Raw genomic sequence first — 12,705 nt, 5'->3', positions numbered from 1 at the left:
GGTATGTGACGGCGTCCTGGCAGAAACCCGTAACCCGCACGCTCCCCCTGACCGCGGCGCTGGCCGACGGTGTGATCGGGGTCGACATGAAAGCCGACCACCTCGCCGCCTGGCGCCTGGACACCCACGGCAACCCCACCGGGCACCCCCGTCGCTTCTCCTACGACCTCACCGGACCAGCCGAACACCGGGACGCGCAGGTCCGTCACGCCCTGACCCGGCTCCCGCGCCACTGGAGGCCGGTGTAGCCGGCCATCTCGCGGCCGGCGGTGGTCGGGGAGCCGAACACCAGTGGCTCGGGGCGCGTGTTGGTGAGCCGGATCGTCCCGTCCAGGGCCCAGGCACCGGCCTCCTCGTCGATCGAGTGGACGGTCAGGCCGCGCTCCTCGCGGGCCCACTCGGCGCCGCCGTTCTCGATCCAGGTGAGGTCCTCGGTGATCGCGAACAGGTCGTCCTCGACCGTGAGGCCGGGAAAACCGTCGTGTCGTATCGAGCCGACGCGCTCGGGCAGGCGCAGGTAACCCTCACCGTGGACATAGCTGTTGCCTCCCCAGAAGTTCTGGCCGGAGATGTGACTGGCCGTCATTTGCAGGCCCTTGGACGTAGCGGAGGATCTCGGTGCCGTTCGGCGCGGTGAGCGCGATGTGGTCGCCGTGGGTGTGGCTGACGCGGAGGGAACTCATGCGCGCTCCTCGGGGGCCCAGTCGGGGTGGTCGCCGTGCATGGCCGCGTGGAAGGGGTCCCCGGGCGCGATCTCGCCCGCGAGGACCGGCTGTCCGGTGAACGCCGCCTTGTACAGGGCGGCGGCGAACTCCAGCGTGGCACGGGCGTCCGAACCGCTGCCGGGCGGCCGCACGCCGGCGTCCCGGGCGTCCAGTACGGCGCCGAGCTGTGCGGTGTGCGAGCTGGGCACGTCCGTCGCCGGGGTGCGCCAGGCGGCGGCGCGTTCCGGGGTGACGTGCCGGGCCGGGGTGTAGGTCCAGTCGTCGTTGCGGTGCCCGTACAGGTGCGTCAACTCGACCGTGGCGTCGGCGCAGTCGACGCGCACGCGGCTCGCCTCGTCCGGAGACAGGACGCTGTTGACGACGGTGGCGAGGGCGCCGTTCTCGAACCGCACCAGGGCGGTGGAGACATCCTCGCTCTCGGTGTCGTGGACCAGCCGTGACGCCATGGCCCGCACCTCCGCCCACGGGCCGAGCAGGTGCAGCAGCAGGTCGTACTGGTGGATGCCGTGCCCCATGGTCGGGCCGCCGCCCTCGGTGGCCCAGCGTCCGCGCCACGGCACCGCGTAGTAGGCGGCGTCGCGGTGCCAGGTCGTCTGGCAGTGCGCGACCAACGGGGCGCCCAGCTCACCGCCCGCGATCAGTTCCCGGGCGTGCGCGGCGCCCGAGCCGTACCGGTGTTGGAAGATCACGGACGCGTACGCGCCGGACGCCTCCTCGGCGGCGGCGATGTCGTCGTACTCGGCGAGCGAGAGGCACAGCGGCTTCTCGCACAGCACCCAGGCACCCGCCTTGAGCGCGGCCACGGTCTGCTCACGGTGCAGGGACGGTGGCGTACCGACGAGGACCAGGTCGGGGCGTACGGCGTCAAGCATGGCGCCCATCGACGTGTACCCGGCGATGTCACCGCCCGCCTCGGCCCGGAAGGCGTCGAGCCGGCCCTGGTCCACGTCCACGGCGGCGACCAGTTCCGTCCGGTCGGCGTGGGCTCCGAGGGCGGCCAGGTGGCTGCCTGTGACGATGGCTCCGGTACCGACCACGGCGACCCGGCGGCGGGCTGGGCGTGGGGACATGCGGTCCTCCTCGGACGCCGGCACACGACGAGCACGTACGCCGCTAGAAAGCGCTTGCACTCCGGCAGACCCTAGGCCGGGAGCGAATGCCGGACAACCCCCCAGCGTTTGCGGGCTCGGCATGCGACTGGTCGACTGTCGCCGGGGGGGACCGGAGGCGGTCGTACCGCGCCGGCGCAGTCTTCAGTCCTCGTCACCGAAGGAGTTCAGGCGTGAGCAACCCCAAGTCGTCGTCCGTGGAGCACCGATCCGACGGCAGCCAGCCCTGGCTGCACCAGAAGGGCCGGACCATCCAGGAGTTCGGCACCGTCAAGCAGTTCCCCGTGGCGCTGACCATGGAGACCCGCCTCTACTCCTGCCAGCGGCTCAACAAGGTCCTGGCGGACACCCGGATCCTGCACGACCTGTACAAGAAGTACCACTGGCTCATGCGCGGGGCGACGTTCTACCAGCTGCACCTGCTGTTGGACAAGCACGCGGGCGAGCAGCTGGAGCTGATCGACACGATCGCCGAGCGCGTCCAGACGCTCGGCGGCGTAGCGATCGGCGACCCACGGCACGTCGCCGAGATCACCACCGTGCCGCGTCCGCCGGACGGAGTGGAGGAGGTCCCGTCGATGCTGTCACGGCTGCTGGAGGCGCACGAACTGATCCTGGCCGACTGTCACGACGCCGCCGGCCGCACCCAGGAGCTCGGTGACGACGGCACCAATGACCTCCTCGTCTCCGAGGTCGTGCGCACCAACGAGCTGCAGGCGTGGTTCGTGGCGGAGCATCTGGTGGACACGCCGCTGGTGCACGCCTGATCCCGGTCCTGATTTCGGTCCTGATTTCGGTCCTGATCCCGGTCCTGACCCCGGTCCTGACCCCGGTCCTGACCCCGGTCCTGATTCCGTCGCACGCGACCGCCGCGGCTCCGCGAGGGGCCGCCGTCACGCTCCGTGCTCCCCCGGGCGACGGCGCTCTTGATGCCCTTTCGCGTCGGCCGTGAAAGCGTCCGGACATGGCCCACATGTCCCACGGCGCCCACGCCCAGCCTCCGACACGCGGGCAGCGTTGGTCCACGTTCCGGCAGTCTCCGTTCTGGCCGGCCACCGTGCTGGTGTTGATCCTCGCGGCCGCCGCGGGTCTCTTCGCGGGCTCGTACACCTACTCGATGGCGGACCCGACGCCGCACTCGATCCCCACCGCCGTGGTCGGCTCGTACGAAGAGGCCCGTGGCCAGGCCTTCCTGGGCGGCCTGGAGAAGGCGCTGAACGCCTCGGTCAAGGTGCGTCCCTACGGGAGCGAGGCCGAGGCCAGGGAGGCGATGCAGGACCAGGAGGTCTTCGCGATCTTCGAGCTGCGGGACGACGGGCGGACCGCCGTGCTCGACCTGTCCAGTGCGTCGGGCGCCTCGGTCGCGCAGGTACTGGCCGACACGGCACCGGCCGTGGGCAAGAGGACCGGCGTCGAGGTCACCGTCCGGGACATCAACCCCTTGCAGGAGGGCGACCCGCGCGGCCTGGCCATCTTCTACATCTCCCTGGCCGCGGTGATCATCGGCTTCGTCGGGGCGATCCAGCTGAGCGTGCACGCGCGCTCCCTGACTCCGTCCGAACGCATCCTCTTCACGGTCGCCTACGCGCTGCTCGGCGGGTTCGCGATCGCCGCGACCGTGGACTGGCTGCTGGGAGCGCTCGACCTGCCGTTCGTCGAGTCGTGGCTGATCCTGGCGCTCACCATGTTCGCGTCCGGCATGGTCTTCACCATGTTCAACACCCTGTTCGGACGCTGGGCGATGCTGCCTACCTGGGGGCTGATGGTGCTCCTCGGCAATCCCTCGTCCGGCGGCGCCGTGTCCTGGCCGCTGCTGCCGTCCCCGTTGGGGGCGATCGGCCAGTGGCTGCCGCCTGGGGCATCGGTGAACGCGCAGCACACGGCGGTGTACTTCCAGGGGCACCAGCACGCGTTCCCGTTCCTGGTGCTGGGCGGGTGGGCGCTGCTGTCCTGCGCGGTCTTCTGGATCTGGCGGCACCGGCATCCCGGCGGGCGGGACAAGAAGCCACCCGAGCCCGCGCCGGAGGCCGCCGCGTCCTGAGGTTCCCCGGGCGGAGGCCGGACACTGCGGGTTCTCAGCCGAAGGTCAGGGCACGGCACGCCATCTGGAGGGCGAGCCGGTTGCCGGGGTCGTCCAGACCGACGCCGAGGCGTTCGCGGACCTGGCGCAGTCTGGCGGTGACGGTGTTGCGGTGCAGGCCCAGGGCACGGGCCGTGGCGGCGGCGGAGCCGCCGTTCTCCAGGAAGACACGCAGGGTGGTCAGCAGGTGGGCGTGCGCGGTGCCGCGCAGCGGGGCGAGCGCGGTCTCGGCGAAGGCGCGGGTGATGTCGGACTGCTGCCAGGCGGCCAGCAGTCTGCCCACCCCGAGTTCGTCGGTGTGCTCCACGGACGGCCGGAACTCCCGGGCAGCCGCGAGACGCGCCGCGTTGCGGGCCTCGGTCAAAGTGTCGGCGAGGCCGCCGGAGCCCTGGCGGGGCCAGCCGATACCGGCCACCAGCCGCCAGGTGGAGGGCAGCTCGGCAAGTGCTCTGCGGACCTGACGCAGCAGCAGTCTGGGTTCGTCGTCGGCGGGCCGGCGGCTGCTGCTGGACCACAGCGCCCAGTCGCCGTCGCCCTTGGCCACCGCCTGGGTGGTGACACCGTGCCGGGCCAGGGCGGCGACAAGCGGTGCGGGAACGGTGTCCGGGCGGTCGACGGCGGGCGGCTGCTCGGCGCGCACGGCCAGACCGACGTGCCAGTCCTCGAGGCGCCAGCCCAGGGCGACCGACTGCTCGACGACCTCGCGGCTGACGGTGCCCCGGCCGGTGACGATCTCCGTCAGCAGACGGCGGCGGACGGCGCTGTCGTGGTCGGCGCGGGTACGGGCTCCGGCGAGCCAGGACCGGACGAAGGGTTCGAGCACGGCGAGGCCCAGCGCGACGGTGTCGGCGCGCTCCTCGTCGGCCGGCTCGACGGGCCACACCAGCCACGCGGTGACCGGCGCGGTACCGCCCGGCCGGTCCCCCGCCGAGGGGACGGCGTGCACGGGGTGCGCGAGGAGGCCGGGGGTGCGCTGGGGCACGGCGAGGTCCGGGCGCAGGGCGTCCGATGCCGCCGGATCGCCGACGATGGCCGACCCGTCGCGGGTGACGAGGCTGACGGCGGCGGCGAGCACCGTACGGGCCGTGGCGATCAGTTCCGGTCCCTCGGTGCGAGTGGCGAGCCGGCGGACCAGGGTCTCGACGGTGCGGGCCCGCGTCACCTCGGGAGCGCGGACCCGCAGGGTGAGGTCGAGGGCGAGCCGGAACGGGTCGTCGGTGGCGGCCCACAGCACGGGAATCCGCAGCCGGTCGGCCAGCCGTACGGCGGACAGCGGCGGCCGGGCGGTGTGGCCGGCGGTGACGCACAGCGCCGCGGCGCCGGCCTCCTGGGCGCGGCGGACGAGGGCGTCGAGACGGTAGGCGGGCGTGGCGTCCCGTACGTCGCAGAGCACCAGGTGACCGTCGACCGAGGCCAGGTCGCCCCGGTAGGCGGTGACGTCGAGCACGGGCCGATCCAGCCCGGCGTGTCCGGCCAGTGTGCGGGCGTCCCGCAGCAAGGGGTCGGCCAGCAGGCCGGCGACGTCGGGGGTCGAGGTCATGCCCGCCCGCCCCCAGCCGCGTACGTGCCGCCGGAGGACGAGGCGGCGGGGACGCCGCGGCCGAACGGACGCGCGGCGGCTGCGGAGGTCGGTGCCAGGTCGAGGCCGAAGGCGGTCGGGCCGACCAGCGGGTCGGCCTCGGGGGGCCAGTCGTGGAGGGCGGGGAGGCGGAGGAGGGCCAGGTGGCGACCGGTACGGAGCTGGTCGGCGCGCAGGGGCCGGCGGCCGCTGGGGTCGACTGCGGCGATGATCTGCGGGCCCGCGGCGCGGGTGACGCCGTCCACGGTCACGGCCAGGTACTCGTCCAGGAGGTCCACGCGGACCACGGCACCGGTGCGCCCGTCGATGAGGGTGGCCCAGCCGGGGGTCAGGGCCTGGCGGGGGACGATCTCCTCGGCGCGGCCGACGGCCAGCAGCTCGGCACCCAGCGCGGTGGCCAGGTCCTCGGGCGTGCCGCCGGCCTCCCGCGCGGTGAGGAGGCGGTCGCCGAGGCCGAGGCAGGCGGAGACGGAGCCGCGCACCCCGATGGCCGAGAGCCGGGAGGCGGGCAGCGGGTGGACCGCGAGGGCAGCGGCTCCGCCGAGGGCGAGGACGTTGGCGCGCAGCAGCCGTTCGGCGGAGCGGCGTGCGCACTCCCGGACGACGACGGTGTCCCCGCCGGTGCCGACCAGGACGAGCGGCGCGGGGTCCACGCCGTGCAGGGCGGCCACGGTCTGGTCGATGCGGGGGAAGGCGCGGCCCATGAGGTCGCCGTCGACGAGCGGCAGGCCCAGCCGGGCGGCGGCGACCGCGGCGACGACGGCGTTCAGGCCGCCGATCTCGATGACCCCGACCGCGCCCGCCCGGGCACCCGTGATCCCGGCGGCGGTACGCACCGCGTGCGCGAAGTCGTCGGGGTCGGCGAGCCGTTCGGCCAGTACGTCGGGCGCGCCGACGAGCCCGACGTGGACGACGAGGGTGTCCGGCTCCAGGGCGGTGGCGGGGACGAGCGACACCGGGCCGCCGGCCAGCTCGCGGCGCAGCAGCAGCGTGCCGGTCGCCACCTCTCCCCCGCCGCCGGAGCCCAGCAGCGTGGCCCCGGCGGCCAGCGCGGGCACCCGCGCGGCGGTCAGCGGCGCGGGTGACGCGGGCGAGGAGGCCTCGGCGGACGTGGCGGCCACGGCGGGCGAGGGGGCCACGGCGGACATGGAGGTCCCAGCGGACATGGGGGTCACGGCGGACGTGGAGGTCACCCTTCGATCATCACACTTCGGCGCCCTGGAACGGGACGTAGTCGTGCGCGTATCCGAAGTATCCGGGACCGGCCAGGGCGAGGCCCCCGGGGGTGCGCCAGCGCGGGTCGCAGGGCACGCCGAGGACGCTGACCCGCAGGCCGTAGCGGAGCGTCTCGGTGGTGACCGGTTCGCCGGAGTCGGTGTCCAGGACACAGATCAGGTCGGGGACGCTGACGACGACCTCTCCGTCGCGGGTGGCGACGAGGTTCTCGTTCTGGAAGGACAGTTCCAGAACGGACCCGGTGTCCGCGTCGAGGCCGGTGAGCCGGGCCGCGCCGCGGGCGAAGCCTCCGCTGGTGGTGCGCCGCACGTCGACGGTCTTCCCGGTGAAGACCGCACGGCCGCCGAGGACGCCGGCCGCCGCGGCCACCGGGTCCTGGTGGCCCTCGCGGGCCTCGCGGATGACCCGGCCGACCCGCTCGCACAGCGTCAGGGTGCCGGGCACCAGGTGCTGCTTGGCCTGACGGCCGGTGAGCGCGTACAGGCTGACCGCCGCGCTGCAGCCCATCTCGACGGTGGCGGCGCGGGCGAGGCGTTCCGCCCAGGCGTTGTCGTCGGTGCGCAGGGTGACGGAGTTGCCGCGTTCGTCGGCGAGCGCCATGGGGGACGCCCGCACGCCGCCCAGGGTGGGCAGCAGCATCTGCAGTTCGGGGAAGGCGCGGCCCATTCCGTCGGCGTCGATCAGCGGGACGCCCGCCTCGGCGGCGGCGACGAACGGCGACATCGAGTTCAGTCCGCCCGCCTCGATGGAGACGGTGTGGGTCGCCTTGCGGCCGAGGAGATCCTCCAGGGCCCGCATGGCGCCGATGATCTCGTCGCCCGAGGGGAGCTTCTCCAGCATCACCGTGGGCGCGCCCATGAAGGCGGTCGGGACGATCAGCGCGTCGTCGTCGGCCTCGTCGAGGTCGAGGAGGGTGACCGGGCCGTTCCGCTTCAGCGCCTGCTGGGCGAGGAGGCGGCCGACGAACGGGTCGCCGCCTCCGCCGGTGCCGAGCACGGCGGCTCCGCGGGCGAGGTCGGGCAGGTTGTCGGCGGTGATCTCACGCATTGGGGCCTCCCAGGCTCAGCTCTCCGACGGCCTTGGCACGGATCCGGGTGGCGTTGCCCGGCAGGTAGGCCAGCGGTACTTCCTCGATGTCGACGATCTCGACGGACCCGGACCGGGCGCCGGCCGCCACGGCCCGGTCGACGGCCTCCTGGCGGGCCTCGTCGAGTACGGTGTCCCGCTGCTGCGGGACGACCGAGTAGATCCGGTCGACCTCACCGCCGACCTGGGCGATCGCCGCGCCGATGGCGTTGGCCACGGCGAAGTGATCGGGGCGGACGACGCGGGAGGCGCCCGCGAGGTCCTCGGGCACCAGGATGCTGCCGCCGCCGACGGCGACGACGGGCACCGGTTCGGCGGAGGCCCGCATCCGGTCGACGACCGCGGCGAGCCGGTCGTCGACGACGCGCAGGGCGGCGTCGACCACCTCCTTGTCGAGGTGGGCGACGAGCGAGCGGTCACCGACGTCGGCGCGCCCGCCGGCCACCGCGATGTCGGTCGCGGTCAGGCGGGTGCCGCCGAAGACGAGGGCCTCCTGGGCGAGCCGGTAGCCGACGCTGGCGGGGCCGACGGTGGTGCCGGACGCCTGGTGCACGACGTGGCTGCCGCCGCCGATGCCGATGGAGAGCACGTCGGGCATGCGGAAGTTGGTCTGTACTCCCGCAACGTTGACGTCGGTGGACGCCTCTCGCGGGAAGCCCTGCTGGAGGATGCCGACGTCACTGGTGGTGCCGCCGATGTCGACCACGGCGCAGGAGGTCAGCCTGGACAGGAACGCGGCGCCGCGCATGGAGTTGGTCGGGCCGGAGGCGAAGGTCGCCACCGGGTAGCGGCGGGCGTAGTCGACGTCCATCAGGGTGCCGTCGTTCTGGCTGAGGAAGACCGGGGCGTTGATGCCGGCCTCGGTGACCGTGCGGAGCAGCCCGGTGGCGACCTGGTCGGCGAGGCCGCGCAGGGCGGCGTTGACGACGGTGGCGTTCTCCCGGCCGAGCAGACCCATGCGGCCGATCTCATGGGAGAGGCTCACCGGGGCACCGGGCAGCTGCTCGTCGATGATCTCGGCGGCGCGGGTCTCGAACTCCGCGTTGACCGGCGAGAACACCGAGGCCAGCGCGAAGGAGGTGGCGCCGGCGGCGACGGCCCGGTCCAGGACCGCACGGAACTCGGCCTCGTCGAAGGCGGCGATGGGGCTGCCGTCGTACTCGTGACCGCCGTGGCAGAGGTAGCTGTGGCCGCCGATCGCGGAGGCCAGGCGGTCGGGCCAGTCGACCAGCGGGGGCAGGGCGCGGGTGGCGGGCAGCCCGAACCGGATGGCGGCGGTCTGCGCCAGGCGCTCGCCCTCCACCAGGGCGTTGATGAAGTGGGTGGTGCCGATCATCACCGCGTGGACGGCGGCAGGGTCGAATCCGGTGGCCTGCCGCAGGTCGCCGAGGGCGGTGACGATACCGCCGGTGACGTCGGCCGTGGTGGACGCTTTCACGGCGCCCAGCACCCGGTCGTCGTCGATGAGGACGGCGTCGGTGTTGGTGCCGCCCACGTCGATGCCCAGTCGGAGCATGTGGGTTGTCCTGCCTCTCTCTTTCGGTGGTCGCGCCCGCCGGTGGCGTCGCGGTCAGGCGGCGGGGACGCCGGGGGCGTCGCTGTTCGTCAGGGGCCGGCGCGGCGGGTCGGTGCGGTCCCCACCCCGCGGACCAGTCCCAGGCGGGCTGCCGCGAGGTAGAGCACGAAGGCGACGGCGATCGAGTTGATCGACGGCAGGCCCCAGTCGATGGACTTCCCCACTCCGGCGGCGACGGCCCAGGTGATCAGGAAGCCGGCGAGGGTGGGGAGCCGTCCGAAACGCTGGGTCGCCCCGAGAACCAGTGGAACCGGGCCGCCTGTGGCACGCGGGTCAGGCGCGTAGTCGTCGAGTCCTGAGGAGGACGCCATGCGGACTCCAGAGTACGGGTGGGGACGGGCGGGGACGGGCGGGAGCGGATGGTTGGCGCCCGGTGCGGTTCGCTGAGACTAGGCCGCCGGCCTCGGCCGGTCACCGTGCATAAGGCACTGACACGGGCTGACGCCAGGGCACTGTGCACAGGCGGAAACCGGCCGGGCAGGGGCTCGTCCATGTCCCCGGTACGGCCTGCACGGTCACGGTGGCCCGGCTGTGCACCTCGCACCTTGTGGCGTCCGGGGGGCCCGCACCAGGGTGGGCTGACTGTCCCGCTCGCCTCACCTGGAGGTGCTGTGAAGCTCACGGTCGTGCTCCCTGTCATCACCGACGCGTTCACCGAGGAGGTCCGCCGGGAAGCCGGCGCCTGGGTGACGCCCGGAACGGAGGTCGAGGTCCGCCGTATCGCAAGCGGTACGGCCTCCATCGAGTCCGAGTACGACGAGGCGCTGGCCGGTCCGGGCGTCCTCGACACGGTCCGCGAGGCCGCCGAGGACGGCGCGGACGCGGTGTTCGCCAGCTGCTTCGGCGCCCCCGGTGTGCAGGCGGCACGGAGATCGTGGACATCCCGGTGGTCGGCGGCTTCGAGCCCGCCGTGCTCACCTCTCTCGCACTCGGCGAGCGCACCGGCGTGATCACCGTCCTGCCGAACGTGCTGCCGATGCTGCACGGTCTGGTCCGGCGCTACGCGTTGACGCTGCGATCATGTGGCTGGAGTCTCAGGTGCGGCTCGGAGTGCGGCCCAGCCGCACCACGTACCTGCCGCCCGGCCGAAGGACCGCATCGCGTGACGCGGTCTGCCCTGTCCGTTCCGTCCGTCCGACCTTTCCCCGTCCGTCCGACTCTCTTCGGTCCGTCCGACTCTCCCCCGTCCGTCCGTCCGTTCCTCCCTCCCCATCCGTCCGGCCCTCACGTCCCTGGAGTTGAGCCATGGCCCTCGACGTCGCCGCGATCCGCGCGCACGTGCCCGCCCTGAAGTCCGGTACCGCGCGGTTCGACGCGCCGGGCGGTACGCAGACCCCGCAGCCGGTGATCGACGCGATCGCGTCGGCGCTGACCACCCCGCTCGCCAACCGGGGACGGAACACCGAGGGCGAGCGCAACGCGGACCGGATCGTCTCCGGGGCCCGGTCCGCCCTGGCCGACCTCCTCGGCACCACTCCGGGGACGGTGGTCTTCGGGCGCAGCGCCACCCAGCTCGTCTACGACCTGTCCAGGACGCTGGCCAAGGACTGGGGCCCGGGCGACGAGGTGGTGGTCACCCGGCTCGACCACGACTCGAACATCCGGCCGTGGGTGCAGGCCGCGGAGTCGGCGGGGGCGACCGTGCGGTGGGCGGACTTCGATCCGGCCACGGGCGAGCTGCGGCCCGAGCACGTCGAGGCGGTGCTGAGCCCGCGTACCAGGCTGGTCGCGGTCACCGCCGCGTCCAACCTGATCGGGACGATGCCCGACCTGCCGGCGCTCGCCGCCGTCGTCCACGCGGCCGGGGCGCTCTTCCACGTCGACGCGGTGCACTACGCCTCGCACGCGGTGGTGGACCTGGCGGCGATCGGCGCGGACACGCTGGTCTGCTCGCCGTACAAGTTCTTCGGGCCGCATCTGGGCGTGCTGACCGGCCGGGCGGAGCTGCTGGAGTCGCTTCGCCCGGACAAGCTGCTGCCGTCCGCCGACACCGTGCCCGAGCGGTTCGAACTGGGCACCCTGCCCTACGAGCTGATGGCCGGCGCGGGGGCGGCGGTGGACTTCCTGGCGGGGCTGGACCCCCGGGCCCGGGGCTCCCGCCGGGACCGGCTGGTCGCCTCCTTCGCTGCGCTGGAGGCCCACGAGGACGCGCTGCGCGAGCGGATCGAGCGGGGCCTGTCCGACCTCGGCGGGATCACCGTGTACTCGCGGGCCGCACGGCGCACGCCGACCCTGCTGTTCACCGTGGCGGGCCTGCGGCCGGCCGACGTCTACCGGGAGCTGGCCGAGCGGGGGGTCGACGCGCCGGCCGGCTCCTTCTACGCCGTGGAGGCCTCGCGTCGGCTGGGGCTCGGCGACGAGGGCGGCGTACGGGTCGGGCTCGCGCCGTACAGCAGCGCGGACGACGTGGACCGGCTGCTGACGGCGCTGGACTCCCTCCCCCGCTGACGCACGGAGGAGTGGAGTGCGGAGCGTCAGGTCCCGGTGAGCCGCCGCGGACGGCGGGTCACCGGGGCGAACGCTCCACCGCGTGCCTCATCCCAGGGGGAGGGTCACCTCTCCCGCGCCCTGCGCGCTCGCACCGCCCGCGACGCGCACGGTGAACGGACGGTCACTGCCGCTCGCGGTGACCCGCAGGGCGTCCCCGTCCCGCCGCACACGGAACGTCGCGGCGGGTGTGCCCAGCAGGTCGGGCACGGTGACCTCGGCCGCGTAGGCGGGTCCGGCGGGCGGGTGGACGAGCAGGGTCGGGGCGTCCAGCCAGAAGTCGGAGGCCAAGCGGTCTTAGGAAGACAATTCACGTAAGCAACTCCTTGGCTCACAGAACGACATGGCTACGATCCGACTTCGTAACCGTGCCGCTCGGTGCGCCAGGCCGGGCCGGTGACGCGCTCGCCGGTCAGGAGGTGGGTCCAGGTGCCCTCGGGGAGGTACACCTCCACCTCGCCGTCCTCGGTGAAGACCGGGGCGACCAGGAGGTCGGAGCCGAGCATGTACTGGCGGTCCAGCGGGCGGCAGCCCGGGTCGTGGGGGTACTCCAGGACCATCGGCCGCATCATCGGCACGCCGGTGCGGTGGGCCTCGGCGGCGACGCCGTACAGGTAGGGCATCAGGCGGTGCTTGAGGAGGGTGAAGCTGCGGGCGACGTCGACCGCCTCCTCGCCGAACTCCCACGGCACCCGGTACGACGAGGAGCCGTGCAGGCGGCTGTGCGAGGAGAGCAGGCCGAAGGCCAGCCAGCGCTTGAAGACCGCGGGGTCGGGCGTGCCCTCGAAGCCGCCGATGTCGTGGCTCCAGAAGCCGAAGCCGCTCAG

At 73.5% G+C, this 12,705-nt stretch carries 10 protein-coding genes and 2 pseudogenes; 5 read left to right on the top strand and 7 right to left on the bottom strand.

The genetic code is table 11. The annotated features are described in order from the left end of the window. Positions 1-248 (top strand): annotated as a pseudogene (locus ABEA26_RS08340) (IS200/IS605 family accessory protein TnpB-related protein); the annotation flags it as partial. On the opposite strand, the pseudogene ABEA26_RS08335 reads toward ABEA26_RS08340, so the two are convergent. After that, positions 218-683, bottom strand: a pseudogene (locus ABEA26_RS08335) (DUF6807 family protein); the annotation flags it as partial. The pseudogenes ABEA26_RS08340 and ABEA26_RS08335 sit on opposite strands and share 31 nt — an antisense overlap. After that, the gene (locus tag ABEA26_RS08330; protein WP_345590610.1) at positions 680-1,795 is read right to left on the bottom strand and encodes a Gfo/Idh/MocA family protein; all 1,116 of its coding nucleotides are present in this window, start codon (positions 1,793-1,795) and stop codon (positions 680-682) included. The gene ABEA26_RS08330 and the pseudogene ABEA26_RS08335, both read right to left, overlap by 4 nt. A 212-nt stretch (positions 1,796-2,007) precedes the next feature. On the opposite strand from ABEA26_RS08330, the gene ABEA26_RS08325 reads away from it, so the two are divergent. Beyond that, the gene (locus ABEA26_RS08325; RefSeq protein WP_121750497.1) at positions 2,008-2,601 is read left to right on the top strand and encodes a Dps family protein; all 594 of its coding nucleotides are present in this window, start codon (positions 2,008-2,010) and stop codon (positions 2,599-2,601) included. A gap of 197 nt (positions 2,602-2,798) precedes the next feature. Then, on the top strand, positions 2,799-3,875 hold the full coding sequence (locus ABEA26_RS08320; protein WP_345590603.1) for an ABC transporter permease: 1,077 nt from the start codon (positions 2,799-2,801) through the stop codon (positions 3,873-3,875). Positions 3,876-3,909: 34 nt separating this feature from the next. Here the strand turns inward: ABEA26_RS08320 and ABEA26_RS08315 are convergent, their stop codons facing one another. The 5 genes from ABEA26_RS08315 to ABEA26_RS08295 all read right to left on the bottom strand — a co-directional run bounded on the left by ABEA26_RS08315 (position 3,910) and on the right by ABEA26_RS08295 (position 9,702). Next, entirely contained in the window at positions 3,910-5,454 is a 1,545-nt protein-coding gene (locus tag ABEA26_RS08315; RefSeq protein WP_345590601.1) for a helix-turn-helix domain-containing protein, read from the bottom strand. Beyond that, positions 5,451-6,686 (bottom strand): S-methyl thiohydantoin desulfurase family protein, encoded by a 1,236-nt coding sequence (locus tag ABEA26_RS08310; protein ID WP_345590599.1) that lies wholly within the window; start codon positions 6,684-6,686, stop codon positions 5,451-5,453. The genes ABEA26_RS08315 and ABEA26_RS08310 overlap by 4 nt, the downstream gene beginning before the upstream one ends. Positions 6,687-6,696: 10 nt before the next feature. Beyond that, entirely contained in the window at positions 6,697-7,776 is a 1,080-nt protein-coding gene (locus tag ABEA26_RS08305) for an S-methyl thiohydantoin desulfurase family protein (protein ID WP_345590597.1), read from the bottom strand. Next, a complete protein-coding gene (locus ABEA26_RS08300) occupies positions 7,769-9,331 on the bottom strand; it encodes a hydantoinase/oxoprolinase N-terminal domain-containing protein (RefSeq protein ID WP_345590596.1) in 1,563 nt (520 codons plus the stop codon). Before ABEA26_RS08300 ends, ABEA26_RS08305 begins: the two co-directional genes overlap by 8 nt. A gap of 89 nt (positions 9,332-9,420) precedes the next feature. Beyond that, positions 9,421-9,702: a hypothetical protein gene (locus ABEA26_RS08295; RefSeq protein WP_345590595.1), complete on the bottom strand. Its 282-nt coding sequence runs from the start codon at positions 9,700-9,702 to the stop codon at positions 9,421-9,423. 300 nt (positions 9,703-10,002) lie between these two features. Here ABEA26_RS08295 and ABEA26_RS08290 point away from each other — a divergent pair, with 300 nt between their 5' ends. Both ABEA26_RS08290 and ABEA26_RS08285 read left to right on the top strand, forming a co-directional pair. Then, entirely contained in the window at positions 10,003-10,341 is a 339-nt protein-coding gene (locus tag ABEA26_RS08290) for an aspartate/glutamate racemase family protein (RefSeq protein WP_345590594.1), read from the top strand. A 295-nt stretch (positions 10,342-10,636) separates the two neighbouring features. Further along, positions 10,637-11,839, top strand: a complete 1,203-nt coding sequence (locus tag ABEA26_RS08285; protein ID WP_345590593.1) for a cysteine desulfurase-like protein — start codon at positions 10,637-10,639, stop codon at positions 11,837-11,839. Positions 11,840-12,705: the final 866 nt, after the last annotated feature.

The organism is Streptomyces marokkonensis (assembly GCF_039539045.1).
Taxonomy (GTDB): Bacteria; Actinomycetota; Actinomycetes; order Streptomycetales; family Streptomycetaceae; genus Streptomyces; species Streptomyces marokkonensis.
Note: the sequence above shows the minus strand (reverse complement) of the source record. Positions and strands in the feature narration are given on the sequence as shown.

What these genes read in the sequence shown, in the direction of transcription:
- ABEA26_RS08330 (WP_345590610.1), bottom strand. Translation starts at nt 1,795, where the DNA reads ATGTCCCCACGCCCAGCCCGCCGCCGGGTCGCCGTGGTCGGTACCGGA.
- ABEA26_RS08320 (WP_345590603.1), top strand. Translation starts at nt 2,799, where the DNA reads ATGGCCCACATGTCCCACGGCGCCCACGCCCAGCCTCCGACACGCGGG.
- ABEA26_RS08315 (WP_345590601.1), bottom strand. Translation starts at nt 5,454, where the DNA reads ATGACCTCGACCCCCGACGTCGCCGGCCTGCTGGCCGACCCCTTGCTG.
- ABEA26_RS08305 (WP_345590597.1), bottom strand. Translation starts at nt 7,776, where the DNA reads ATGCGTGAGATCACCGCCGACAACCTGCCCGACCTCGCCCGCGGAGCC.
- ABEA26_RS08300 (WP_345590596.1), bottom strand. Translation starts at nt 9,331, where the DNA reads ATGCTCCGACTGGGCATCGACGTGGGCGGCACCAACACCGACGCCGTC.
- ABEA26_RS08295 (WP_345590595.1), bottom strand. Translation starts at nt 9,702, where the DNA reads ATGGCGTCCTCCTCAGGACTCGACGACTACGCGCCTGACCCGCGTGCC.
- ABEA26_RS08285 (WP_345590593.1), top strand. Translation starts at nt 10,637, where the DNA reads ATGGCCCTCGACGTCGCCGCGATCCGCGCGCACGTGCCCGCCCTGAAG.